Origin of the sequence: Rhodoferax saidenbachensis, assembly GCF_031457975.1 — a bacterium.
Lineage (GTDB): Bacteria > Pseudomonadota > Gammaproteobacteria > Burkholderiales > Burkholderiaceae_C > Allorhodoferax > Allorhodoferax saidenbachensis_A.
The window spans coordinates 290,546-313,574 of the sequence record NZ_JAVDXO010000002.1; the positions used below are offsets into that span (position 1 = coordinate 290,546).

24 protein-coding genes and 1 pseudogene are annotated in these 23,029 nt (G+C 61.8%); 12 read left to right on the forward strand and 13 right to left on the reverse strand.

The genetic code is table 11. The features are described 5' to 3' along the window. Window positions 1-2: 2 nt before the first annotated feature. The gene (locus tag J2X15_RS05465) at window positions 3-1,358 is read right to left on the reverse strand and encodes a Y-family DNA polymerase (protein ID WP_310340103.1); all 1,356 of its coding nucleotides are present in this window, start codon (window positions 1,356-1,358) and stop codon (window positions 3-5) included. Beyond that, complete coding sequence (imuA, locus tag J2X15_RS05470) at window positions 1,327-2,097, reverse strand: translesion DNA synthesis-associated protein ImuA (protein WP_310340105.1); 771 nt, start codon at window positions 2,095-2,097, stop codon at window positions 1,327-1,329. Before imuA ends, J2X15_RS05465 begins: the two co-directional genes overlap by 32 nt. 115 nt (window positions 2,098-2,212) lie before the next feature. On the opposite strand from imuA, the pseudogene J2X15_RS05475 reads away from it, so the two are divergent. The 3 genes and pseudogenes from J2X15_RS05475 to J2X15_RS05485 all read left to right on the forward strand — a co-directional run bounded on the left by J2X15_RS05475 (window position 2,213) and on the right by J2X15_RS05485 (window position 4,535). Then, a pseudogene (locus J2X15_RS05475) lies at window positions 2,213-3,024 on the forward strand (sigma factor). A 90-nt stretch (window positions 3,025-3,114) separates the two neighbouring features. Then, complete coding sequence (locus J2X15_RS05480; RefSeq protein ID WP_310340107.1) at window positions 3,115-3,573, forward strand: carboxymuconolactone decarboxylase family protein; 459 nt, start codon at window positions 3,115-3,117, stop codon at window positions 3,571-3,573. A 200-nt stretch (window positions 3,574-3,773) separates the two neighbouring features. Next, window positions 3,774-4,535 (forward strand): substrate-binding periplasmic protein, encoded by a 762-nt coding sequence (locus tag J2X15_RS05485; protein WP_310340109.1) that lies wholly within the window; start codon window positions 3,774-3,776, stop codon window positions 4,533-4,535. Between the two features lie 104 nt (window positions 4,536-4,639). Here the strand turns inward: J2X15_RS05485 and J2X15_RS05490 are convergent, their stop codons facing one another. Both J2X15_RS05490 and J2X15_RS05495 read right to left on the reverse strand, forming a co-directional pair. Next, the gene (locus J2X15_RS05490; RefSeq protein ID WP_310340110.1) at window positions 4,640-5,767 is read right to left on the reverse strand and encodes a hypothetical protein; all 1,128 of its coding nucleotides are present in this window, start codon (window positions 5,765-5,767) and stop codon (window positions 4,640-4,642) included. 250 nt (window positions 5,768-6,017) lie between these two features. Continuing rightward, on the reverse strand, window positions 6,018-7,250 hold the full coding sequence (locus J2X15_RS05495) for a multidrug effflux MFS transporter (protein ID WP_310340111.1): 1,233 nt from the start codon (window positions 7,248-7,250) through the stop codon (window positions 6,018-6,020). An 83-nt stretch (window positions 7,251-7,333) separates the two neighbouring features. On the opposite strand from J2X15_RS05495, the gene J2X15_RS05500 reads away from it, so the two are divergent. Next, on the forward strand, window positions 7,334-8,089 hold the full coding sequence (locus J2X15_RS05500; protein WP_310340112.1) for a substrate-binding periplasmic protein: 756 nt from the start codon (window positions 7,334-7,336) through the stop codon (window positions 8,087-8,089). A 244-nt stretch (window positions 8,090-8,333) separates the two neighbouring features. Here J2X15_RS05500 and J2X15_RS05505 read toward each other — a convergent pair whose 3' ends face one another. The 6 genes from J2X15_RS05505 to J2X15_RS05530 all read right to left on the reverse strand — a co-directional run bounded on the left by J2X15_RS05505 (window position 8,334) and on the right by J2X15_RS05530 (window position 13,096). Then, window positions 8,334-9,281, reverse strand: coding sequence for a GlxA family transcriptional regulator (locus J2X15_RS05505; protein ID WP_310340113.1), 948 nt, complete (start codon window positions 9,279-9,281; stop codon window positions 8,334-8,336). Then, window positions 9,269-10,180, reverse strand: a complete 912-nt coding sequence (locus tag J2X15_RS05510) for an EamA family transporter (RefSeq protein WP_476453981.1) — start codon at window positions 10,178-10,180, stop codon at window positions 9,269-9,271. Before J2X15_RS05510 ends, J2X15_RS05505 begins: the two co-directional genes overlap by 13 nt. Window positions 10,181-10,194: 14 nt before the next feature. Then, window positions 10,195-10,464 carry a DUF1272 domain-containing protein gene (locus J2X15_RS05515; RefSeq protein WP_310340116.1) on the reverse strand — a complete coding sequence of 90 codons (270 nt, stop codon included), beginning with the start codon at window positions 10,462-10,464 and terminating at the stop codon, window positions 10,195-10,197. An 11-nt stretch (window positions 10,465-10,475) separates the two neighbouring features. Next, window positions 10,476-11,042, reverse strand: a complete 567-nt coding sequence (locus J2X15_RS05520; RefSeq protein ID WP_310340118.1) for an isochorismatase family protein — start codon at window positions 11,040-11,042, stop codon at window positions 10,476-10,478. Between the two features lie 112 nt (window positions 11,043-11,154). Beyond that, the gene (locus tag J2X15_RS05525) at window positions 11,155-12,183 is read right to left on the reverse strand and encodes an AI-2E family transporter (protein ID WP_310340120.1); all 1,029 of its coding nucleotides are present in this window, start codon (window positions 12,181-12,183) and stop codon (window positions 11,155-11,157) included. A gap of 49 nt (window positions 12,184-12,232) precedes the next feature. Beyond that, complete coding sequence (locus J2X15_RS05530; RefSeq protein WP_310340122.1) at window positions 12,233-13,096, reverse strand: hypothetical protein; 864 nt, start codon at window positions 13,094-13,096, stop codon at window positions 12,233-12,235. 123 nt (window positions 13,097-13,219) lie between these two features. Between J2X15_RS05530 and J2X15_RS05535 the strand changes: the two genes are divergently transcribed. From J2X15_RS05535 to J2X15_RS05550, 4 genes are all read left to right on the forward strand, one after another. Further along, the gene (locus J2X15_RS05535) at window positions 13,220-14,188 is read left to right on the forward strand and encodes a bile acid:sodium symporter family protein (protein ID WP_310340123.1); all 969 of its coding nucleotides are present in this window, start codon (window positions 13,220-13,222) and stop codon (window positions 14,186-14,188) included. 70 nt (window positions 14,189-14,258) lie between these two features. Beyond that, window positions 14,259-14,540: an HU family DNA-binding protein gene (locus J2X15_RS05540; protein WP_310340125.1), complete on the forward strand. Its 282-nt coding sequence runs from the start codon at window positions 14,259-14,261 to the stop codon at window positions 14,538-14,540. A 99-nt stretch (window positions 14,541-14,639) separates the two neighbouring features. After that, window positions 14,640-15,077, forward strand: coding sequence for a helix-turn-helix domain-containing protein (locus tag J2X15_RS05545; protein ID WP_310340126.1), 438 nt, complete (start codon window positions 14,640-14,642; stop codon window positions 15,075-15,077). Between the two features lie 214 nt (window positions 15,078-15,291). Then, the gene (locus tag J2X15_RS05550; RefSeq protein ID WP_310340128.1) at window positions 15,292-15,636 is read left to right on the forward strand and encodes a C40 family peptidase; all 345 of its coding nucleotides are present in this window, start codon (window positions 15,292-15,294) and stop codon (window positions 15,634-15,636) included. A 6-nt stretch (window positions 15,637-15,642) separates the two neighbouring features. On the opposite strand, the gene J2X15_RS05555 is transcribed toward J2X15_RS05550, so the two are convergent. Next, window positions 15,643-15,972, reverse strand: a complete 330-nt coding sequence (locus J2X15_RS05555; RefSeq protein ID WP_310340130.1) for a hypothetical protein — start codon at window positions 15,970-15,972, stop codon at window positions 15,643-15,645. 419 nt (window positions 15,973-16,391) lie between these two features. On the opposite strand from J2X15_RS05555, the gene fusA reads away from it, so the two are divergent. Next, window positions 16,392-18,398 carry an elongation factor G gene (gene fusA, locus J2X15_RS05560; protein WP_310340132.1) on the forward strand — a complete coding sequence of 669 codons (2,007 nt, stop codon included), beginning with the start codon at window positions 16,392-16,394 and terminating at the stop codon, window positions 18,396-18,398. Between the two features lie 50 nt (window positions 18,399-18,448). Here the strand turns inward: fusA and J2X15_RS05565 are convergent, their stop codons facing one another. Next, window positions 18,449-19,348, reverse strand: a complete 900-nt coding sequence (locus J2X15_RS05565) for a LysR family transcriptional regulator ArgP (RefSeq protein WP_310340134.1) — start codon at window positions 19,346-19,348, stop codon at window positions 18,449-18,451. A gap of 72 nt (window positions 19,349-19,420) precedes the next feature. Here J2X15_RS05565 and J2X15_RS05570 point away from each other — a divergent pair, with 72 nt between their 5' ends. The 3 genes from J2X15_RS05570 to J2X15_RS05580 all read left to right on the forward strand — a co-directional run bounded on the left by J2X15_RS05570 (window position 19,421) and on the right by J2X15_RS05580 (window position 22,238). Next, entirely contained in the window at window positions 19,421-20,071 is a 651-nt protein-coding gene (locus J2X15_RS05570) for a LysE/ArgO family amino acid transporter (RefSeq protein ID WP_310340135.1), read from the forward strand. Window positions 20,072-20,206: 135 nt separating this feature from the next. Continuing rightward, window positions 20,207-21,148 carry an RNA polymerase sigma factor RpoH gene (rpoH, locus tag J2X15_RS05575; protein WP_310340137.1) on the forward strand — a complete coding sequence of 314 codons (942 nt, stop codon included), beginning with the start codon at window positions 20,207-20,209 and terminating at the stop codon, window positions 21,146-21,148. A gap of 97 nt (window positions 21,149-21,245) precedes the next feature. Then, on the forward strand, window positions 21,246-22,238 hold the full coding sequence (locus J2X15_RS05580; RefSeq protein WP_310340139.1) for a Bug family tripartite tricarboxylate transporter substrate binding protein: 993 nt from the start codon (window positions 21,246-21,248) through the stop codon (window positions 22,236-22,238). Window positions 22,239-22,269: 31 nt separating this feature from the next. Here J2X15_RS05580 and J2X15_RS05585 read toward each other — a convergent pair whose 3' ends face one another. Beyond that, window positions 22,270-23,001, reverse strand: a complete 732-nt coding sequence (locus J2X15_RS05585) for a Crp/Fnr family transcriptional regulator (protein WP_310340140.1) — start codon at window positions 22,999-23,001, stop codon at window positions 22,270-22,272. Window positions 23,002-23,029: the final 28 nt, after the last annotated feature.

Here is a 23,029-nt window from a genome sequence, read left to right on the forward strand (position 1 = left end):
CCTCAGGCAAACAGACCGTGCAGGTACCAGGCCTGCGCCCCCATGCGTTCACGAAACACCCACACCAGCCCGGCCTGCGGGCTGCGCGCCACAAAGTAGTCGCGCAGCGCAGGCTCGCCCTCCAGCCAGCCGGTCTCCAGCCGCTGCGGCCCGGCCAGCAGCGTGAGAGGCCCCTGGTACTGCGGGCACTGCTGGCGCACCACCAGGCGCTGCGGCGTGGGCAGCAGCCAGGTGGGGTATAGCGCGGCAGCTTCACCCAGTAACTCAGAGTCATTCAGGCCTTTAGCCCCCGTATTCATTGCGCCAGCAGCTCCTGATTTAGGAGCATTCTTGTTTGCCTGCGGCGCCTGCCACGGCACCCAGCGCTGCATGTGTTCGGGCCGGTGGTCGGCCAGCGGCTGGGCGCACAGCACCTGCTCGGGCCCCAGCCGCGCGCCCAGGCGCTCCAGCGTCTGGTGCAGACTGTCGCCCTTGCGCAGGTCGTCGGGCAGCAGGCTGTGGCTCTCGCCGGCCATCGGCTGCGTTTGCAGGCTGCGCAGGCGCAGGGTGAGCACGGGCGCGGGCAGGGTCACGCGCGCCAACTGCTCGCCCAGCAAGCGCTGCAGGTGGGCCATGTCCTGCGTGGACTGGGCGGTGCGCAGCTCCAGCCGGCCCTGCTGGCCACCGGCGTGGTGGGCGTCCACATGGCGGGTGTTGGCGCGGCGCGCATCCAGCTCCCACAGCAACTCCAATGCCAGCACACCGCGCTGGCGCGCGCGCAGCCACACCAGCAGCTGCGCCAGCAAACGCCGCGCGCCAAACAGCAGCGCGGGGGCGGACTCCACGCTGGCGGCCAGCTCCAGCGGGGCGTCAAATACCTCGGGCAGCGTGCACCAGGGGTAGACCTCGGGCCGCTGGCCATAGGCGCGGTCCAGCGCATCCACCAGCTCCGCGCCAAAGCGGCGCACCAGCCCGCCGCGCGGCAGCGCACGCAGTTGGCCCCAGGTGCGCACGCCCAGGCGCGCCAGCGTGGGCAGGTGTGGTCGCGTGGCGGCCAGGGTGTAGACCGGCAGGGCGTCGGGCGTAGCCTGGGTTTGGCTCCACAGCCGCGCCATTGCTACTAAAGATGTAGCACCTTGCGCGGTTTCCACGGGGGCTAGCAGCTCATTTGGTATCAAAAACTGCTGCACCAGGGCCTGGCGGCCGCCAAACAGCCGCTCGCTGCCGGAGACCTCCAGCACCAGCGTGTCCTCCACCTGCGCCACCAGCGGTGTGAAGCGCAGCGCCCACCAGGCCAGCGCGGTCAGCGGGTCGGCCAGTGCTGACGCGTCGGGATGGGCCGCAGCATCAGGCTGCAACCGCAATGCGATCCAGTGCATGGTCGTGCGCCTCCTGCGTTGCGGCGGGTGGCTGGCCCGGCAGTTGGCTGGCCGCCAGCCACACGGCCAGGCGCGCCGGGCGGGCCTGCAGCACCAGCGGCTCTGCCAGCGGCGGACCGCGGCGTTTGAGGATGTGCACGGCCAAGGTGTCGCTGCCCGCGGCCTGCGCCTGCGTCGGAGCCTGGGGCACCAGCTGCAGGCGCAGGAGCGCAGGCGAGGCATCGGCCTGTGTCTGCTGCGCGCGCATGACGAAGAGCAGCTTGTGGTGATCGGCCGCGGCCATCTGCAGGCGGCGCAGCTGGTCGCCCCGGGCCTGGGGCAGCCAGGCCAGGACCGCGTCCACCTCGGCGCAGCGCAGCGCTTGCTCGGCCGCCCACAGCCGCGCCGTAGCGGCCTGCGCCGTCACCCACACCAGCCGCGCCACGGCCAGCCCCTGCGCCGCCAGCGCGGGCACAAACGGCAGCTGCGGCGCCCCCACCAGCACCACCGGGCCCTGCCCGCTGCGCGCCAGCGCCGGCAGCAGCAGACGCCATTCGCTATGCACACCGGCGGGCTGCAGCAGCTCGATCAGCGCGCCCACGGGCCAGCCGCCGCCGGGCAGTTGGGCGTCCAGCCGCGCGTCGCCCGTGGGCTGCACGGCCTGCGGCGCAGAGGCCAGGGCGTGCGCATGCCAGACATCGGCGTGGATGCCTTGCAGGTCCGAAGAATCGGAAGAGGAAATGCGCGCAACGCTAGCCATGGCAAGGGGTTTAACGGGAAACTGTATTTATAAACAGTATATGGAAAACGCCCCTGCTATCAAAATCGAGAACAGCCCTGTCACAAACCATGCGGCTTCCCCGTCTAATGACTTTATGGAAGACACCCAGCACACTTTCACGCGCCTGCGCCCTCGGCTCAAAGGCATTGCCTACCGCATGCTCGGCTCCACCGCCGAGGCCGAGGAGGTGGTGCAGGACGCCTGGCTGCGCTGGCATGAAGCGGCGCCGGCCACGGTGGACAACGCCGAGGCCTGGCTGGTCACCGTGACCACGCGCATCGCCATTGACCGGCTGCGCGCCGCCAAGGTGGAGCGCGAACACTATGTGGGCACCTGGCTTCCAGAGCCCCTGCTGTCCGAGCCGCCGGCCACGCCCGAACAAATGCTGGAGCGTGCCGACGATGTGTCGATGGCCTTCCTGAGCCTGCTGGAGCGCCTGGCGCCCGAGGCGCGCGCTGCCTACCTGATGCGCGAGGTGTTTGAAGCCGGCTATGACGAAGTGGCGCACATGTGGTGCCGCGCGAAACCCATTTGCGCCTGCTGCGCAACTTTGCCGAGGCGTCGGTACGCGGCGACTTTGTGGCCCTGAAATCGCTGCTGGCCGAACAGGCCGAGCTGATTGGCGACGGTGGTGGCAAGGTGCCCAGCTTTGGGCGCACGCTGCTGGGCGGCACGCGCATTGCACAGCTCTACCTAGCTACCGGCCTGCGCAACGGCAGCGCGCTGCGCGTGGAGCTGGCCAACATCAACGGCGCTTGGGGCCTGCTGCGTTTCATCGATGGTGTGCTGGAGTCGGCACAATCGTTCGAGACCGATGGCGAGCGCATCGTGCGCATCCATGTGCAGCGCAATCCCGACAAGCTGGCGACCACCTGGCAGCAAGGAACATCGCAATCGACACACTGATGGCGATGGGTCTGTCACAAACCGCATGTGGCAGCCGTCTTCAGGGTATGTGCATCTCAATGTCGAGTCACTGAACCCTGAAAGACCACCATGAACCAAGCCCGACTCCCCTGGACCCAACTGGCTCCCAAACCCTACCAGGCCATGGCCGGCGTGAGTGCCGCCACCGCGGCCTCCACACTGGGTCTGCCCCTGATTGAACTGGTGCAGACCCGTGTGTCCCAAATCAACGGCTGCGCCTTTTGCCTGGACATGCATGTGCGTGATTTGCGCAAGTATGGCGAGACCTGGCAGCGCATCAACAGCCTGCCCACCTGGCGCGAAACCAGCTTCTACACCCCGCGTGAACGGGCGGCGCTGCAATGGGCCGAAACCCTGACCCGGTTGGCCGACACCCATGGCGACCACGACAGCGCCTTTGCCGGCCTGAACGGCCATTTCACCGAGCAGGAAATGGTGGAACTCACATGGGCCGTGGCGCAGATCAACGCGTGGAACCGCATGGCCGTGGGCATGCGCCAACCGGCTGCCGAGCAGCCACTGGAATAAGCGCACGGCGGGGCCATCGCGCCCCGTGACCACCCTGCCCGCTTTCTGTACCCCACCGCGGCCTGGTCTCTAGCAACACCAACCCTGGGCCGTCCACACCTGCCTTTTGCAAAATCGCCTATCTACGCATAATCTGGGTTCTGTTCCCATAAAAAAGACATTGGACACCCCATCAAAGGTGCGTTGGAAGGATTCCGTTCATGGACGACATTCGCATTGGTGGCAGCCGCAGATTAGCCCGTTGGCGCAGCACCATTCTGTTTTGCAGCTTGCTTACCCTTGTAGGCCTTTGTGGCGCTCAATCTGTTCTGAGGATTGCCCGTATCGAAAATGTCCCCGACCAGCAGGTCGGTGCCGAGATTCTTACCGTTGTCTACAGCAAGCTGGGCATCCAGCTTCAGTTCGTGGACGGGCCTGCCAAGCGCTCACTGCTGGAGTCGAGTGAAGGCCGCCTCGATGGCGAGATTCAGCGTGTGCTTGATGTGCAGAACGAATACCCCACCCTACTTGCCGTTCCGGTGTCCATCAACTACATCGAACCCACAGCTTTCACCAAACGCGCCAGCTTTGCTGTGACCGGATGGGACTCGCTTCGCCCCTACAAAATCGGCATCGTGCGAGGTGTGGGTTCGTCGGAACGGGGGACCGCTGGAATGCCACAGGTAGAGCCGACGACCAACATGGAACAGATGATGCTTATGCTCAATGCAGACCGCACCGACGTGGCCGTCAATGATCTGTTCAGTGGCATGCTGATCTTGCACAGGCTTGGGCTTCAGGAAGTCATCCATCCCCTGCTACCTGTGCTGCAACGTATCGAGCTTTATCATTTTCTCAACGAACGGCATCGTGCCCTCGTGCCTCGGGTCGAGGCGGTCATTCGACAAATGAAGTCGAGCGGCGAATTGGCCAGTTTGCGCAAAAAAATAACTGACCGTTTGCTCAGTGAAATCTCAAAATAACCCGTAATTTGATCCAATGCGCCACCCGCTGATTTCCACCGAAATCTGAACCTGGCCGAGGCAAAAAGGTTTACTCCAGTCCTCACATTTTTTTGTGATGCACCCTAGTCGCCACCACGGTTGGCGTAGTGCTGCTTCATCTTGCCAACCAGCAGCCCCCCATCGGTATCCAAATTGGTTTGTGCAGTTTCCCCACTCCCGAACAGCAAGCCCAGAATATTGGCGTCACGCACTTCGGCAATATGGGTGAAAAGCAATTCCACGCGTTGGTCTTTGTAGTGTTGGTACGTGTTGTTCTGGTAAGAGTTGCCCAATGGCAGTTGCCAGAGGAAAAATGGCTTGCCTACCGCCAGCGAAACGTCCTTCACCCACGCCAAAAAGGTGGTCATCTTGGCCACATCCCAGTCATGACCAGACTGTCCTTGCACGAGACGGTACCAATCCGCATCGCGGTCACTGGGGTCAGCCACCAGAAAATCGCCCTGCCCCGCCCCTATGGCATTCATGAAGTTCGCCCAGGAAATAGCGTCGCCCGCACTGGTGTAATTCCAGGGAGATACATGCAAACCCACTGTGGCATTGGGCGCATAGACGCGCACCATGTGAATCAGACATTTGACATAACCGGCGGCGTCGTTGGTGTATCCGGCACCGCAGTCCGTGGGATTGCTGAGCGCCACCTTGGCAGGCACTGCACTGGGCAGGCTCGTTGTTTGCGCGGCTTTGGCTTTCAGGTACCCAAACAAGTCCGGCTCAACATGCAGCATGGCTTGATCGGTCCCGATTTTCTGCAACAAGAATCGCCAGTCATCAAAGTAATTGGTCAAAAACGTTTGGTCGTCCAGCGCGGCCGTTTCTGTGATGCCCTCGGCAAGTCCCGACGCCGGTAGCACCATGTAGTAGGTGAAGAACGGAATCTGCGGGCGGGTCACGCCGTTCCAGGTGCGCGCCTTGGCGCTACCAACAAAGCGCCCGGCATACAAACCCCGCGTTGTGCTGTTCTCCTGCCAGGCGACCCATCCTTTGCAATCACTGAAAGGAGACGTGCCGTTCAAACAATTGGCATGGTTATAAGTAGCACCCCAGACACCTGAATTGAAGTACTGGTATTGCATGTCGAAGGGGGCTGCGTTTCCAGCACTTCCGGAGAATCCAATCATCACCTTGGTGTGCCCCAAGAAAGGGGTACTCAACGCAGAGTTGGTTGGTGTGGTGCTCACACTGAAGTCCATGGTGGTAGTGCCGCCTCCCGACGAACCACCACTGCCACCACCGCCTCCGCAACCCACCAGAATCAAGCCCAACCAAAGTACGCCAACACGCATGCCGCCCCCAAAATGCAATGAAAATCCAGACGCCTACACAAGGCCCGTATTCACGCATAAACGGCGAATTTAATATATTCCTATTACATATAGATACGCTGCAAGTGCCAGCGTTGTGCAAGCCAGGTACCGAGTCGCACGCGGGTCATTTCGACACTCAAACATTGACAACATGCTGCCCAATCTCCGGCCACTTCCGCCGGATAAACACCCAGGCTCCCAGCCCCAGGCACATCATCAGCACCGATGATGCGGCCAGTGCCACGGTGGAGTGCATGACCAGCGGCGAGATGACACCGGCCACGAGGCCATTGGCCGTGGACCCCACAAACATCTGCAGGCTGGACGCCATGCCGCGGCGGTCCGGGTGCAGGTCCAGCACCAGCAGGGTCACTACCGGGACCATCATGGCCCAGCCAAACGCGAAGATGGCGATGGGGAACAGGGCCCAGCTCACATGCGCCTTGAAGACCAGGTTGGCCGCCAAATTCAGCAGACCGATGATGAGCATGATGAGGAAGCCGTTGCGGATCTGCCTCTTGGGGCTGATCTTGCCGGCCACGCGGCCGCTGACAAAGGCGCCGCCCATGATGCCGCTGATGGTGAGGATGAAGAACCAGAAGAACTGCTGGGGTTGCAACCCCAGGTGGTCGCCCAGAAACACAGGCGCGCTGAGCACATACAAAAACATGCCGTTGAACGGAATGCCGCTGGCCAGCGCCAGCAGCACAAAGCGCGGGTCCGAGCCCAGCTTCCAGTAGCCCGCCATCAGGTTCTTGATGTGGAAATGCTGGCGCTGCGTGGGGTGCAGGGTCTCGGGCAGCAAGAAGAAATTGGCTAACCACAAGAAGACGCCCACGCCGGTCAGGAACCAGAAGATGCCGTGCCAGCTGGCGTGCACCAGCAGCCAGCCACCCACCATGGGCGCAATGGCGGGGGCCACGCCAAAGAAGATGGTGACCTGGCTCATGACCTTTTGCGCCTGCGAAGGCGGGTACACATCGCGGATGACCGCGCGCGACACCACAATGCCTGCACCGGTGGACAGGCCCTGCATGGCACGGAAGAAGATGAGCTGGCCAATGCTTTGCGCCAGCGCGCAACCGACGGACGCGATGGTGAACGCGGCCAGCCCCCACAGCACCACGGGCCGGCGGCCAAAGCTGTCGGAAAACGAGCCATGGAACAGCGCCATGAAGGCAAAGCCGAACAGGTAGGCCGACAGCGTTTGCTGCATCTGCACCGGCGTGGCGCCCAGCGACTGGCTGATGCCTGCAAACGCAGGAATGTAGGTATCGATGGAGAACGGCCCCAACATACCCAGCAGGGCCAACAGGATGGAGAACGCCCATTGCGGGGCGCGCCAGAGTTTGAGGGCTTCGGGGTTCATGAGGGGGTCGCAGTTGGGGCCAAAAAAGCAGCATACTCCGCAAAGTTGGAAATCCCCGAACCCACCACAATGAAAAGAATGGAATGAAACGATTCATATCCGCCTTGTTGGGCCTGACATGCGCTATGGCAGCGTGGTCCATGGACATCACCGTGTTTGGTGGTGATAGCTCTGCACCCAAGATGTTCCTGCATGAAGGCAAGCCTCGCGGCATCCTGATCGACATTCTCAAATACGCCGACCAGGAGTTGCGTGAGGACAGCTTCAAAGTCGAGCTGTACCCCTGGGCTCGCTCCTACCGCTATGCCAGCGGCGGCGTGGGCGGCATCGTGGGCTTGTCGTGGACACAGGAGCGCGCTGCACTGTTTGATTACTCCGACCCGGTATACGTAGACGATGTGGTAATCGTGGTGCACAAGGGCCGAGAATTCAGCTTCAAGGAGATGGCTGACCTGCGGGGCAAACGTGTGGGCCTGGGGCGCGGCGGCAGCTATGGAGAGGCTTTTGAAAAAGCCGTGGAGGCTGGCGTGTTTACGGTAGATGGTGACGGCGGAGCGGTGGAGCGCCTGAACAAACTGGTGCTCGACCGCATTGACTGTGCATTGTTCAACGCGGGCAAGGCCGGATTTGAGGAAATCCTGCGTGCCAACAAGGGACTGGAGCCCTTGCGCGATGCATTGGTGGTGCTTCCCGTACCGCTGCGCAGCGACCCCAACTTTCTGGCCTTCCCCAAAAACATGCAGATGAAAACCTGGTTGAACGATTTCAACCAAATCATCAAAAAAGGCTACGGACGCGGCGAGATCCAGAAGCTCATCGCGCAGAACCTGGGCTCCTGAACCCGCCACCGTATGCGGATGTTTTTGCAGGAGGGGCAAAGCCGCGGCATCTTCATCGACATCCTCAAATACGCCGACCAGGCCTTGCCGGACAACAACACAGTGAAGGTGGCGCTGCGTAGCGAGCCGAACTTTTTGGCGCTTCCCAAAACCATGCAGATGAAAACCTGGCTGGCTGAGTTCAACCAGGTCATCAAGCGTGGCTATGCCAGTGGAGACATCCAGCGGCTCATTGCGCAGAACCTCAGCGTAGCGCCTGAGGCGACGCGCAGCGCTGCCACACCCGCCGAAAATCCCGCGCCGAGCCAAACCCACAGGCCTGGGCCAAGCGCTCTTGCGACAGCGTGGGGTTGTGCGCCAGCATCTCTTGCGCCCGGGCAATGCGCAGCTGCTGCTGATAGGCCACAACGCTGATACCGGTGTGCAGCGCAAACAGGCGGCTCAGGTGGCGGGCGCTCACACAGGCCACCTCGGCCAGCTCTTCCAGGGTCCAGGCGCGCTCGGGCTCGCGCGCCACGGCGTCTTGCGCGCGGTGCACCGCGGGGTGCATATGGTTGCGGTGCGCCAGCCAGGGCGACATTTGCGGGTCGTGCGCGCCACGGCGCTGGTACATCACCAAGCGGCGTGCCACACGGGCGGCGAGCTCGGGGCCCGCCGCCTGTTCGACGATGTAGAGCGCCAGGTCAATGCCGGTGGTGATGCCGGCACTGGTGAGCACGCGGCCATCGTCGACAAAGATGCGATCTGTCACTACCTGAGCGGTGGGTGCACAGGCCTGCAGATCGGCAATCAGCGTGTGGTGGGTGGTGCAATGCCGCCCGTCCAGGCAACCCGCCTGCGCGAGCAGCAGCGCGCCCGAGCAGATGCTGGCCAAGCGTGTGTCGGCCAGCGGTGCGGTCTTGAGCCACTGCACTACAGTGTGTGCGGCCTCGGTGGCGTAGTCCACCACCTCGTTGCTATTGCCCACGATCAGCACCAGGCTCCGCGGCGGCAGCTGTGCGGGCAAAGGCTCCAGGCCCGACAGACTGGTGCTGAGCGAGGTGGTGATGTGCGCCTGCGGCCCGCAGGTGTGCAGCGCAATGGGGGCGCCCATGTCACGCGCCATGCGCAGCGCCTCGGCCGGGCCTGCGTAGTCCAGCATCAGCACATTGGGCGTGAGCACCAGGTAGATGGAAAGCTTCAGGTCTTCCATGCTATTTCCTTGATGCGGGCGAACAGCGGCGCACCAAACACATTGACCAGCAGTCCCGCCATCAGCAACGCACCGCCCGCAAAGTGGATGGGGCGCAGCGCCTCGCCAAACACCACCCAACCCGTGGTCAACCCCACGATGGGCACCAGCAGTGTGAATGGCGCCACGCGGTTGGTAGGGTAGCGGGACATCAGGTGCGTCCACAACCCATAGCCCAACAGCGTGGCGGCCCAGGCCAGGTAGGCGATGGCCCCCACGGCGGCCAAGTCGATGTGCCGCAGGGCCAGCAGCATGGCGTCCGGCCCTTCCAGCCAGGCAGAGAGCGCCAGAAACGGCAACGGCGGCACCAGGCTGGCCCAGACCACAAAGGCCAGTTGGTTCATCGGGCCGTAGCGCCCTACCGCGCGGGTAACGATATTGCCGCAAGCCCACATGACTGCCGCGGCAATAGTGAGCAAGAAGCCCAGCAGGGGCATGGACACGCCATTCGCCGCACCACTCGCACTGCCAATCAGCAACAACCCCAGGGCGGCCAGCAACAGCCCGGCCATCTGGTTGGCCTGCCAGCGTTCCTTCAACCACCAGGCCGCCAACAACAGCGTGAAGAACGATTGCGACTGCAACACCAGCGAGGCCAGACCCGAGGGCATGCCCACGTGGATGGCGCTGAACAAAAACGCAAACTGCCCCACCGAGATAGTGAGGCCATAGGCCAGGTACAAACGCAGCGGCACTTTGGGTGGTTTGAGGAACAGCAGCGCGGGGAACGCTGCCAGCATGAAGCGCAGCGCCCCCAGCAACAGCGGCGGAATCCCCACCACACCGACCTTGATCACCGCGAAGTTAACGCCCCAGACCAGGATGACCAGCAAGGCCAACCCCAGGTCTTTGGGCCGCATGGGCAAACTGACGCTCATGCGGTCACCGAGGCGGGCTGGGGTGGTGTGACGCATCCTTGGGGCTTGAACACACGCGTGGTGGACGGAGGGTTGTTCGCCAGCTTCCCCGCAGGGCGAATGGGGCGTGGCACAAAACCACCGCCGCAGTTGGGGCACACGCCCAACAGGCGCGTGTCTACACAGTCCGCACAAAACGTGCATTCAAACGAACAGATGCGGGCGTTAGACGCTGCGGGCAGCAGGTCGACATTGCAGCATTCACAGTTGGGGCGCAGTTGCAGCATGGGGCTCTCCTTTAGGTGGCCAGATCGGCCAGGCAAGTATCCACATCAACGATGCGCGCAAAGCGGTCCGCCAGGACCAGCTCGGTACGGGTGGTGATTTCCTCTGCGCTGAAGGTACGGCCGCTTCCTTCGTGCGTCATGGGGAATGTGAGCGTAGCTTCGGACACAAAGTCCACGTCGTAACCCAGGTCCGAGCCCACACGGGCCGTGGTCTCGCAGCACTGCTCGGTGCGGATGCCGCTGATGATGAGTTTGGTGACGCCTTGGCGGCGCAGCCACAGGTCCAGGCCAGTGTCAGTAAACGCGTTGTGCGTGTGTTTGTCAAAACGCACAGAGGGGTTGCCTGGCAACCAAGGCAAGGGTTTAACAAAGCCGGACTCAGGCAAGAACGGGCCTGCACGCCCCACATGGTAGACGTGTACCACCGGCACATCGGCAGCGCGAGCACCTGCATCCAGCTTCAATAGCGCCTGCTGAAATGGCGCATGGATGCCCTGCGACCAGAAGGGCATCTGGGCAAAGGACTCTTGCACGTCGATGATGATGAGAGCAGATTTTGTTTTAACAGAGGAGGACATTTGAGGACACCAGTGAGTTGCGATGTCCTTACTGTAGCCCTCTTGGTGTTGGTGCAAAAGGTCCACCATCGCCAACTTTCGGACAAAAACCGCCAAACATTATTCAACCAGACTAAATCAGGGCGTCCGCCTGCAATTCGCGCTTGGCATAGGCGTAGTACAGCGGTGCAGAGACCAGTCCGGCAACGCCAAAAATCGCCTCGCCTACAAACATCACCGTGAGCAGTTCCCAGGCCGAGGTGCCGGTGCGCTTGCCCACTACCTTGGCGTTGATGAAATATTCAAACTTGTGGATGGCCACCAGAAACAGCAGGCAAGCCAGCCCCACGGTGGGCGAAATGGATACGCCGGCCAGCGTCAACACGCTGTTGCACAGCAGGTTGCCCACTATGGGAATGAGCCCGGCAAAAAAGGTGAGCGCGACCAGCGAGCTGGCATAAGGCATGTTTACGCCAAACTGGGGCAGCGCCACCATCAGGAACACGCCAGTGCACACGGCGTTGAAGGCTGCAATCCAGAACTGCGCGATCACGATTTGGCGGAACGATTCCATGAAATGTGTGGCCCGTTCACGCATCTGCAGACGCAGGGGTGCGTAGCTCACCGCAGACGGCGTGCCCACAATGAGCGCACCAATCACCAGCCCCACGTACACCAGCAGGCCGCCATGCAAACCGGCCGAGCCAATGCCGGTGAGTGCGTGGGCTTGGGACTGCAGGTAGCTGGCCAGCCAGGTTTGCGCGGCCACCAGTTCATCGGGCAGGTGGCTGGCTAGGTCGGGCGGAAGCTTTTGCCGGATTTCGAGCACCGTGCCAGCCAGGTGGCGCAGCAGCGCCTGGTACTGGGTGACCGCACCGAACACCATGCCTTTGGCGTTGGCCATGAAAAAGCCGATGGCCACGATGGGCATGAGGATGACCAGCGCGGCCGCCCAGATGGGCGAGAGGCGCAACCGCCCTACACCGCGCCAGCGGGCCAGACCCGCCGTGGCCAGAAAGCCCACACACACCGCCAGCAGGCCCGGCAACAGCCCATACACCAGCACTGCCAAACACAGCAGTGCGGTCAGTACCTGGCTGGAGACCTTGACGATAGGAACGGAGAGGCTGGGGCGGTAGGCGTTGGCAGTGGGTTTGGGCATGCGTGGCTCAAAGAGGGCAGAAGCTGCGAATCTAACCGACCGCGGACGCTTAGTTGTCCCAGTCGTTCGAACCACCGTCCATAGAGCCACCATCGTCCCATGCGTTGCCGTCGGTTACGCCAAAGTCCTGCCCGCCCATATCGGTATTGCCGGCCATGGGCTGGTAGCCATCGCCCGACAGGCTGTCCGGCGACAGCGTGGAATGGCGTTCGCCCATCAGATTGCGGCCTATGGCCTCGGCCGCCATGACGCCAGCACCCACAGCCAAGCCGGTGGCCACACCGCCCAGAATCTTGCCGCCAAGCCCGCTGCCAGCGGGTTGGCCGTAGGGCGTAGGGCCGTAGGTGGGCGACGTGCCCGCACCGCTGCCAAACAGCTGTGGGCCATTCAAGCCTGAGCTATAGCCTGCGGGTTGCAGGGGTGTGACCGGGGGACGCCGGCGAAACAGGAAGTACCCCACTACCAGCACCAGACCGGCCAGCAACGCCGGCAACAGCCAATTGGCAGACGCGGTTTGTTGGATCGCAGGGGCAACGGCATATTTTTGCGCCGGGTTCGCCACCACAGCAGAGGACAAAGCAAGTTGCGCGCGCAGGGATCGTACGGCCTCAGGCTTGGCAAAGGGCAGGCCCGGGGCCAGCTGCTCAGCTTTGGCCAGCGACTCTTGGGCGCGAGCCCGGTTGCCCTGGCGTGCAAACAGCTCACTCTGCACAAAGTAGGCCTTGGCACTGCCGGGGTGCGACACCAGTACCTGCTGCATCATTACCTGGGCTTGGTCGATCTTGCCGGCTTGCGCCGTGGCATAGACCTCGTTAAGCGTGGGTTCAGCTTGGGCCATGGCCAGGCCGGCGCCCAGGCACAGCGCGATGACCATTCCTCGCAGTGCGCGTTGAACCAGGGACATGTATTGCATAAGCGTTCCTCACAAAGTTGGCTGATTGCATCCAGCTAATTGATGGCCCGCCCTGAAAATTCAAGCCGCGTCGAGGTGAAGCTTGTGTAAAGCCCGCGCACGGGTACCATGCAGGGCCCCACCATGACACGCTCCCGCTTTCTCCCCGACAACTTCACCCTGACCTTGCTCGCCGTCGTCGCTGTTGCCAGCGTGTTGCCAGCGCAAGGCGCGGTGGCCCACGGCTTTGAGATTTTGACCACTGCAGCCATTGCGCTGCTGTTTTTTTTGCACGGTGCCAAGCTGTCGCGGGCTGCCGTGGTGGCGGGTCTGAGCCACTGGCGGCTGCACCTGCTGGTTCTGCTGTGCACATTTGCGATATTCCCCATCCTGGGGCTTCTGTTGCGGCCGGTATTCAACCTGGCACTCACGCCCGACCTGGCAACAGGCATGCTGTTTCTGTGCGCTCTGCCAGCTACGGTGCAGTCCGCCATCGCGTTCACCGCCATGGCACGTGGCAATGTGTCGGCAGCAGTGTGCAGCGCATCCGCGTCCAGCCTGATTGGCGTGTTTGTCACACCGCTGCTGGTGGGCTGGTTGGTCGTGCCCGGTGGTGTGTCAGGCGCCAGTGAGCTGGAGGCGGTCCTCAAAATCATGCTGCAACTGATGCTGCCTTTCGTTGCGGGTCAACTGCTGCAGCCCTGGGTGGGTGGCTTTGTGAAGCGCCACGCTGCAGGCTTGAAATTTGTGGACCAAGGTTCCATCCTGCTGGTGGTCTACACGGCCTTCAGTGCCGCGGTCATTGAGGGGCTGTGGAAGCAGGTACCACTGCCGGTGTTGGCAGGTCTGGTGGTGGCGTGCTGCATCTTGCTAGCCCTGTCGCTGGCCGTCACCACGTGGACTAGTCGTGCTCTTGGCTTTAACAAGGAAGACGAAATCACCATCGTCTTCTGCGGCTCCAAGAAAAGCTTGGCCAGTGGCGTGCCCATGGCCAAGGTGCTGTTTGCCGCGCCCGTTGTGGGCGTGATGTTGCTGCCACTCATGCTGTTCCACCAGATCCAGCTCATGGTGTGCGCCGTGCTGGCGCAACGCTATGCCAAACGGAAAAGCTGAGTAGCAAAACTGCCTGCCCTGCACTTTGTGTCAAAATTTATCCCACCCCTTTATTTTCTGGAGTATTAGATTGAACAAAGCTGGATTGATTGAAGCCCTGGTCAAAGAGACCGACATGTCCAAGGCCGCCGCAGGCCGCACCATTGATGCCCTGGTACAAATCATCACCAAGACCGTGGCCAAAAAAGAAGACGTGCAGCTGATTGGCTTTGGCACCTTCAAGGCCACCAAACGCGCCGCACGCAAGGGCAAAAACCCACGCACCGGCGAAGCACTGAAGATTGCCGCCGCCACTGTGCCAAAATTCAGCGCCGGAGCAGCCTTCAAGGCCGCGGTGAATAAAAAGAAGTAAACCGGTCAGTTTCAAACAGAGGGGCGGCAGTGGTACATCATCACTGCCGCCTTTTCTTTTGATGGCGTTTAATAATGTTTCAGGACTACCATCTTCTGTATGAGCTCATTGATCAATTCCCTCAAGTCTGAAATCGCCCGTGTTGCCCGCAAAGAGCTCAAAGACGAGCTGCTGGCCCTGCGCAAAGCGACGACAATCCATCGTTCGGAAATCGCCGCATTGAAACGCCAGGTCAAGTCCTTGGCCTCGGCGCTCAAGGCCACGGTCAAAGCATCCCGATCCAACGACAGTACGACCTCGGCAGGGAACGCGTCAGCTGCAGCGGCTGGCATCCGCTTCAGCGCCAGCCGCTTGGCTGCCCTGCGCGCCAAGTGGGGAATCACCCAAGCCCAGATGGCGGCTGTACTGGACGTGTCCTACCTGTCGGTACACAAATGGGAAGCGGGTGCAGCCAAGCCGCGCGCTGCACAGCTGCAGAAAATTGCCGCAGTCATGAAGATGGGCAAGCGCGAAGTACAGAAGAAGCTGCTGGGATAACTGTGCTGCAGCGTTACGGGCATTCATGATCTTCAGGGCCATTCACCCCACTTCGAATCAAGCGCATTTTGGGGCACTGCTCGTACTCACGGTCTCCGCGGCACTTGGTGCGCTAGCAGGCTGTTCCACCCCCCCGCAGCAAACGGTTGAAGCGAAGCCACCGACAGTCGTCGCCTCTCGGCTCACGGCAGAGCAGGCCAATGAGGTCACGCTCATGGCCATTGGACTGGTGGGCACGCCGTACCGCTACGGGGGCAACACGCCCGCGGGAGGATTCGACTGCAGCGGCCTCATTGCGTACGTCTACAAACACAGGGGTGGTGTACTCGCCCCGCGCTCCGTCGCTGCCCTTGTGGGCTGGGGGCAGGCGGTGCAGGCGGACGCCATCCGCACCGGCGATCTGGCCATCTTTACGGAGGGTGGCCGTGCCACCCATGCAGGCATCTATGTGGGCGAAGGGCGCTTTGTGCACGCGCCGTCTACAGGCGGCGAAGTGCGGCTGGACCAATTGCAGTCCAAGTACTGGTCCAAACAACAGGTGAGTTTTCGCCGACCTTGACCCTGTTCAGCTCAAGGCTATTGCTGTCACAAAGCCGGCTTTGACAACCAGCCAGGTCAGCAAGACCAACAGCCAAGTCTTCCACTTCACACGCGGGGTGTTGAACTTGTTTTCGCAGACTGTAAAAACCACGGCCGCAACCACGCCAAACAAGATGCCGAGTACCACCTGAATGGCCTTGAGTTCCCAGTACTGGGAGGGGTCTTCTTGCACCGGCTGGAACAAGCCTACGACAATGCCAAACACCAGCCAGCGCACGAGATAGCCCCACCAGCGGGTCCATAGCCCTGTGCCAACCTGTGGCCAGTGTTCCTTGCTTGCGTCTGCATTGTCCATAGGCAGAGTCTACAAAAGCATTCGGCGTCGCTAGGCCTCGCAAGCAAAAAATCTCGATCCTTCGTATAATCGACCCATGTTTTCTATCCAAGATTTGATCCTCACCTAGCCTTACCGCTCTGTCGGCAAGGCTATTTGTCTTGCCGGTCTTTGAACCTCAAACCCCGGCAGTTTTTCTGTGCGGGGTTTTTGTTTTTTGCGAGTATTTCCTATACGTACCTTTGACAAGCTGATTGCCACAATTCATTCACACCAGTGGATGGTGGGCTTGCGCTCGTCCATTGGTGCCCCCGCCTCAGCGCAAGACTTGAGCCCCTAGTTTGGGGTTTTCTCAATGGGCTGATTGCCAGGCAATCGCCCCAGAAAACCCTGGTTCGCACACACAACGACCAGGGTTTTTGTCTTTTAGGAATACGACTATGAACAAGCGACAACTTCGCAACATCGGCATCATTGCGCACGTGGATGCCGGCAAGACCACCGTTAGCGAACGGATTCTTTATGTCACCGGCGCCATCCACCGCACCGGTGAAGTCCATCTGGGCAACACCACGATGGATTACGACCCGCAGGAACGTGCACGCGGCATCACCATTAACAGTGCGGCGACCACGGTGGTTTGGTGCGCGCACCAGATCAACCTGATCGACACCCCTGGCCACATCGACTTCAACATCGAAGTGAACCGCTCTTTGCGGGTGCTGGACGGCGCGGTTGTCGTGTTTGACGGTGTTGCTGGCGTGGAGCCGCAGACGGAAACCAACTGGCGCCTGGCAGACCAATACGGTGTGCCTCGGATCGCCCTGATCAACAAACTGGACCGCACCGGTGCGGACTTTGCGCGGGTCGTGGCGATGATGGCGGAGCGCCTGGGCGCCAAGCCCTTGGTCATGCAACTGCCCTTGGGCCAGGAGGCCGAGTTTGAAGGCGTGATCGACCTGGTCAGCATGCAAGCGCTGCGTTGGCCGCGCAATGGACACGGCCAACCTGAGCTGACGCGCGGGGGCATTCCCGAGCCCATGCTGTTGGCCGCGCAGGCAGCGCACGACGCTTTGGTCGACAGCGCGGTGGAGCAGGACGACACGGTATTGGCCGCCTATTTGGATGGCCAGGACGTGTCGGAAGCACAGCTGCGCGCGTGTATCCGCCTGGGTACCTTGAAGCAGGCCTTTGTGCCGGTGTTTGCAGGCTCCGCGCTGAAGAACAAGGGCGTTGAGCCTCTGCTGGACGCCGTGGTGGACTACCTGCCTGCGCCAGAAGATCGCGCACAGGCGCTTGGCGATGGGGACGGCTTTGCTGCGCTGGTGTTCAAAGTAGTCCATGACGAGCATGGAGCGCTCAGTTACTTGCGCGTGTACCGTGGGCAGGCGCAGGCCGGCAGCATGGTGCTCAACAGCAGCACCGGCCACAAGGAACGCCTGTCGCGCGTGGTGCAAATGCACGCCAACCAGCGTGAGGAGCTGGCCCACGCCATGGCCGGTGACATTGTGGCCGTGGCCGGGCTCAAAGGCAGCAAGACGGGCCACACCTTGTGTGATCCGGAGCAGCCGCTGGTGCTGGAAGAGATTCACGCACCCGAGCCCGTCATCACCATGGCGGTGGAGCCCATGTCGCGAGAAGACCAGGCCAGCTTCTCCAAGGGACTGCACACCTTGGTGGACGAAGACCCCAGTCTGCGACTCAGCCAAGACAACGAGTCTGGGCAAACCTTGCTGTCGGGCGTGGGCGAGCTGCAGCTGGAGGTGACGCTGGAGAAACTGCGCAGCCGCTTTGGGGTAACGGTACACACCGGGCAACCTCAGGTGGCTCTGCGGGAAACCGTAACCCGGGAAGCCTCTGTGCGCTATGTGCACAAGAAGCAGTCCGGTGGGCCTGGGCAGTTTGCCGAAGTGGCGCTGCGTATCGAACCGTTGCCACGGGGTGACGGTCTGCGCTTTGCGAACGAAGTGACCGGTGGAGCGATCCCCCGGGAGTTCATTCCCAGCGTGGAAGACGGCGTTCGACGTGCGGCGCGCGCTGGCGTGCTGGCAGGCTACCCGGTGGTGGACGTGCTGGTGGTTCTGGAAGACGGCAGTTTCCATGACCGGGATTCGTCCACACTGGCCTTCGAATTGGCAGGCAGTGCGGCCTTTGCACAAGCGCAAAGGGATGCGGAATCCGTCATGCTGGAGCCGGTAATGGCGGTGCAGGTGACGACGCCACTGGACTACGTGGGCGACTGTATTGGTGACCTGAACCGCCGGCGCGCCCTGGTGCGCCAGCAAGACCAGGTGGGCAATGCGGCGGTGATCCATGCGATGGTGCCGTTGCAGAACCTGTTTGGCTACATCGGCAGCTTGCGCGCGCTGACTTCGGGGCGGGCCAGCTATTCGATGCAGTTTGACCACTATGCAGAAGCGCCCAGGGCGCTAGCTGCCGCGGCCTAAGGCCGTGGATGAAGGGCGAATCCGTTGGGTTCGCCCTTTTTTCTTGCCTCTCACCCCTGCTGCAACAACGCCGTATTCGCGGCTGCCAGTACTTTGCGCGTCAATCCGTCGAGCAGCGACGATGTCGCGCGGGCCTGCTGCCAATACAAAGGAACATCCATGGCGTTGTTGGGCACCAGTTCAACCAGCGTCCCGTCCTTGAGGTGCTCCTGAATCAAGGCCTCGGGATGCAGGCCCCACCCCATACCGGTAACGGACGCTGCGACGAAGGCATGGGATGACGGCAAGGTGTGCCGCGGCAACTCTACATGTTGGTGACACAGGCGCTGCACCCAACGCGACTGCAACTCGTCCTTGGCGTTGAACAAGAGACTGGGGGCCACCGACAAACTTTGAGCACCCACTCCCGTGGCAAAGTACCTCTCGACGAAAGCTGGGCTTGCTGCGGCCAGATACCGCATGGAGCCCAACGACCGCACATTGCAACCCGAGGACGGGCGTGCAGTGCCCGTGACGGCGGCCAGTACCGTGCCCGTGCGCATCCATTCAGCGGTGTGGTCCTGGTCATCGACTGCGACGTCCATGAGCACAGGCGCATCGGCCGCAAAGGCTGTCAAAACGGGGGCAAACCAGGTCGCGAGGCTGTCAGCGTTCACGGCAATGGGCAAGGGCACGCGCGCGCCGCCCTCTTGCTCCAGTGCGGGCAGTTCACCGTGCAACTCGTGCTCCAGCAAACGTACGCGGTCCACATGCTGGCACAGCCGACGCCCCGTTGCCGTGGCGCGGCAAGGTTGCTCCCGGATGACCAGGGCACAACCGACACGCTCTTCCAACAAGCGGATGCGCTGCGAGACCGCCGAAGGCGTGACATGCAGGGCATGGGCAGCACGCTCAAAGCTGCCTTCGCGCACCACGGCGGCCAGCGCTGACAACGAGGCATAGTCCAGCATAAATTAGGAATTCTTAATTAAACATAGAAAAGATAGTTTGCCTTCATTGCAGGGTGGCGGCAAGCTTGGGGCATGACAAATCTGCCCCACACCTTTACCAACGTTTTGCCTGTATTTATTCAAGGCCTGGGCCTGAGCCTGGGACTCATCGTGGCCATAGGCGCCCAAAATGCCTTTGTGCTCCGGCAAGGTCTCCGCCGCGAGCATGTGGGCGCAGTGGTGTTGTTCTGCGCCTTGGCGGACGCGTTGCTCATCACTGCCGGAGTGATGGGTATGGCGCAGGCACTGGGCGAGCGCCCGGACGTTGCACGTGCATTGGCACTGGCAGGAGCCCTTTTTTTGGCTACCTATGGATGGCAAGCCCTGCTACGTGCGCGGCAAGCCAACCAGTTGCGCGCGGCAGAAACGGGCACCGTTTTGAGCCTAGCTGGTGCCATGGCACAGGCCGCTGCGTTCACGCTGCTCAACCCCCATGTGTACCTGGACACCGTATTGCTGGTGGGCAGCATTGGCGCGCAACAGTCCGCGGCGTTACGCCCCTGGTTTATCGCAGGCTCCAGTGTTGCCAGCCTGTTCTGGTTCGGTCTGCTGGGATTCGGTGCGCGTTGGCTGGCGCCCTGGTTTGCACGGCCCAAAGCCTGGCAAATACTGGATGGCCTGATTGGTTTGACCATGTGGGCCATTGCCTTTTTGCTGGTGCGGCAGGTATGGGCTGGCTTCTAGAACCGGGGGAAGCGCCCACAGCACCGAAGCTTTACAAAAAAACATCCTTTTCCTATCCAGGACATTGAACCAAGCAATTAGCACTCACTCATACAGAGTGCTAATATTTGCGCTACGAACACAAGGAGGTTCTGAATGTCCGCTTTGCTTGCTACCCCCCAAACCGCTCTGGCCACGGCCAATCCGTGGTCGCTGGTACCGCCGCTGGGGAACCTGGACGCCTATATTTCCGCCGCCAACCGCCTGCCCATGCTCACGCTGGAAGAAGAGCAGGAGTTCGCCCGCAAGTTCAAGAATGACAATGACCTTGAAGCCGCCGGTAAGTTAGTGCTCTCTCACTTACGCCTGGTGGTCTCCGTATCGCGCCAATACCTGGGCTACGGCCTGCCCCACGGCGACTTGATCCAGGAAGGCAATGTGGGCCTCATGAAGGCCGTCAAGCGCTTTGACCCCGACCAAGGTGTGCGCCTGGTGAGCTACGCGTTGCACTGGATCAAGGCTGAAATCCACGAATACATTCTGAAGAACTGGCGCATGGTCAAGGTGGCCACCACCAAGGCCCAGCGCAAGCTGTTCTTCAACCTGCGCTCCATGAAGCAGCGCTTCAAGAGCGACGATGCGGCCGCTGACCTGGGCACGCACCGCGATACGCTGAACCCCGAGCAGATCAACGCCATGGCGCGTGAGCTCAACGTCAAGCCCGAAGAAGTCATCGAGATGGAAACCCGGCTGTCGGGCGGCGATGTGCTGCTGGACCCCAGCCCTTCCGACGACGGTGAAGACGCGTTTGGCCCCATCGCCTACCTGACCGACACCAACCACGAACCCGTGGCCATGATCGAAGCGCGCCAGCGCGACGTGCTGGCCACTGACGGCATTGCCACCGCGCTGGCCAGTCTGGACGAGCGCAGCCGCCGCATTGTGGAAGAGCGCTGGCTCAAGGTGAATGACGACAATTCTGGCGGCATGACACTGCATGACCTGGCGGCCGAATACGGCGTGAGCGCCGAGCGCATCCGCCAAATTGAGGTGGCGGCCATGAAGAAAATGAAGGCTGCGCTGGCCGAATACGCCTGAGCACAACGCCGCGGCACCCGGTGTCACGCACTTGGTAGACAATGCCCCCTGCTGGCTTCGGCCTCAGGGGGCATTTTTCCGACTGGAGACTTCTTTCATGCGACGCAACGCTGCCACGATTGCTACACTTTTAGTAGCTGCCTGCGCACTATCTACGGGGGCGATAGCCCAAAAAGACACTGAAACCGCCGCGCCATGGCCGAACCGACCACTGCGCATCATCGTGGGTTTCCCAGGCGGCTCGTCGCCGGACCTGACCGCCCGCGCCTTTGCGGATCCGCTGTCCAAGGCACTGGGCCAGCCGGTGATTGTGGAAAACAAGGTGGGGGCGGCGGGCAACATTGCCGCCGACTACGTGGCCAAGGCCACTGACGATCACACCATCGGTCTGATGATCAACGGCAATATGACGATTGCCAAGCTGCTGAACCCCAAGCTGCCCTACGACCCGCTCAAGGACCTGCAACCCATCAGCCTGATTGGTGTCTCGCCCCTGGTACTGGTGGCGCCCCTGAATGCGCCTGGCAGCAACGCTGCCGAGTTTCTGGCCGCGGCGCGCAAGTCGGGTGACAAATGGAACTACGGCACACCCGGCGTGGGCACGGTTGGCCACCTAGGCATGGAGTTGCTGAAGGCCAAGGCGAAAATGGCCCCCCTACATGTGCCCTATGCGGGCTACCCGCAGGTGGCCACGGCGCTGATTGCGGGCGACCTGCAGCTCAGTCTGCTGCCACCAGCGCTGGCCAATGCACAAATCAAGGCCGGCAAGCTCAAGGCCATTGGCGTCACTGCCAGCGTGCGCAGCCCGCTGGCGCCCGAAATTCCCAGCCTGTCAGAGGCGGGGGTGAAAGACTTCAATTTGGAGATCTGGAACGCGGTCGCCGCGCCCCACAACCTGCCCAAGCGGGAAGCGGTGCGGCTGGCCAGCCTGTTCAGTGAGATTGCCCGCTCACCCGAGATGCGGCAAAAGCTGTTTCAGCAGGGTTGGACCGTACTGGGCACCTCGGCCGAGGGTCTGAGTAACCGCGTGAAGGCCGACACAGCATTGCTGGGTGGCATCATCACCAGTCAGAAAATCACTATCGACTAATGGCACGGCAGCGGGGTACACCCCTGCCGTTTTATGCCGCCAAGGCCATGGGCAAGAGGCGGCGGTATTCTTTCTTGGCGACTGCGTAGCACTCGCAAGTCTGTTTTTCCAAGCGCGGGCGGTCCAGCACCACGATGTGGCCGCGGTGGTAGCGGATCAGCCCGGCCTCTTGCAGCTTGTGCGCGGCAATGGTGATGCCCTCGCGGCGCACCCCCAGCAGATTGGCAGCCAGCTCGTGGGTCATTTCTATTTCATCTGAATACGAGCGGTCCAAGCCCAGCAACAGACGCCGGCATAGTTGCTGCTCGATGGAGTGGTAGCGGTTGCACACCGCGGTTTGGGCCACCTGCCCCAGCACGGCTTGGGCATAACGCAGCATGACCTTGGCGATGGCGCCAGAACGGTCCATCTCGCTTCTCAGGAAGGAAGCACTGAGTCGAAGGGCCAGACCCGAGCTCTGCACGACCGCTTCACTGGGTGCGGATCCGCCGCCCAGCAACAGCGAAACGCCGACCATGCCGTCATTGCCGACAACGGCCACTTCGGCGGATGCCCCCTCTTGCGTGAGGTACACCAAAGACGCAATGCCGGTGATGGGGAAGTACACGTACTCCGGCACGCTGCCAGCGGCACAAAGCACCTGGCTGCGCGTCAGCTCCACCGGCTCCAGCTGACCGCGCCAACGGTCTGCATCAGCTTGGGGCAAGGCGGCGAGCAAGTGGTTTTGCTTGATATCGCCGAAATAACGGTATGCGGTGTTCATGGGCTCTCCCTGTAAGGATGGATGGCCC

Bases quoted from the DNA above. Each gene is read 5' to 3' on its own strand.
- J2X15_RS05465 (WP_310340103.1), bottom strand. From the start codon at position 1,358: ATGCACTGGATCGCATTGCGGTTGCAGCCTGATGCTGCGGCCCATCCC.
- imuA (WP_310340105.1), bottom strand. From the start codon at position 2,097: ATGGCTAGCGTTGCGCGCATTTCCTCTTCCGATTCTTCGGACCTGCAA.
- J2X15_RS05480 (WP_310340107.1), top strand. From the start codon at position 3,115: ATGAACCAAGCCCGACTCCCCTGGACCCAACTGGCTCCCAAACCCTAC.
- J2X15_RS05485 (WP_310340109.1), top strand. From the start codon at position 3,774: ATGGACGACATTCGCATTGGTGGCAGCCGCAGATTAGCCCGTTGGCGC.
- J2X15_RS05490 (WP_310340110.1), bottom strand. From the start codon at position 5,767: ATGGACTTCAGTGTGAGCACCACACCAACCAACTCTGCGTTGAGTACC.
- J2X15_RS05495 (WP_310340111.1), bottom strand. From the start codon at position 7,250: ATGAACCCCGAAGCCCTCAAACTCTGGCGCGCCCCGCAATGGGCGTTC.
- J2X15_RS05500 (WP_310340112.1), top strand. From the start codon at position 7,334: ATGAAACGATTCATATCCGCCTTGTTGGGCCTGACATGCGCTATGGCA.
- J2X15_RS05505 (WP_310340113.1), bottom strand. From the start codon at position 9,281: ATGGAAGACCTGAAGCTTTCCATCTACCTGGTGCTCACGCCCAATGTG.
- J2X15_RS05510 (WP_476453981.1), bottom strand. From the start codon at position 10,180: ATGCGGCCCAAAGACCTGGGGTTGGCCTTGCTGGTCATCCTGGTCTGG.
- J2X15_RS05515 (WP_310340116.1), bottom strand. From the start codon at position 10,464: ATGCTGCAACTGCGCCCCAACTGTGAATGCTGCAATGTCGACCTGCTG.
- J2X15_RS05520 (WP_310340118.1), bottom strand. From the start codon at position 11,042: ATGTCCTCCTCTGTTAAAACAAAATCTGCTCTCATCATCATCGACGTG.
- J2X15_RS05525 (WP_310340120.1), bottom strand. From the start codon at position 12,183: ATGCCCAAACCCACTGCCAACGCCTACCGCCCCAGCCTCTCCGTTCCT.
- J2X15_RS05530 (WP_310340122.1), bottom strand. From the start codon at position 13,096: ATGCAATACATGTCCCTGGTTCAACGCGCACTGCGAGGAATGGTCATC.
- J2X15_RS05535 (WP_310340123.1), top strand. From the start codon at position 13,220: ATGACACGCTCCCGCTTTCTCCCCGACAACTTCACCCTGACCTTGCTC.
- J2X15_RS05545 (WP_310340126.1), top strand. From the start codon at position 14,640: ATGAGCTCATTGATCAATTCCCTCAAGTCTGAAATCGCCCGTGTTGCC.
- J2X15_RS05550 (WP_310340128.1), top strand. From the start codon at position 15,292: ATGGCCATTGGACTGGTGGGCACGCCGTACCGCTACGGGGGCAACACG.
- J2X15_RS05555 (WP_310340130.1), bottom strand. From the start codon at position 15,972: ATGGACAATGCAGACGCAAGCAAGGAACACTGGCCACAGGTTGGCACA.
- fusA (WP_310340132.1), top strand. From the start codon at position 16,392: ATGAACAAGCGACAACTTCGCAACATCGGCATCATTGCGCACGTGGAT.
- J2X15_RS05565 (WP_310340134.1), bottom strand. From the start codon at position 19,348: ATGCTGGACTATGCCTCGTTGTCAGCGCTGGCCGCCGTGGTGCGCGAA.
- J2X15_RS05570 (WP_310340135.1), top strand. From the start codon at position 19,421: ATGACAAATCTGCCCCACACCTTTACCAACGTTTTGCCTGTATTTATT.
- rpoH (WP_310340137.1), top strand. From the start codon at position 20,207: ATGTCCGCTTTGCTTGCTACCCCCCAAACCGCTCTGGCCACGGCCAAT.
- J2X15_RS05580 (WP_310340139.1), top strand. From the start codon at position 21,246: ATGCGACGCAACGCTGCCACGATTGCTACACTTTTAGTAGCTGCCTGC.
- J2X15_RS05585 (WP_310340140.1), bottom strand. From the start codon at position 23,001: ATGAACACCGCATACCGTTATTTCGGCGATATCAAGCAAAACCACTTG.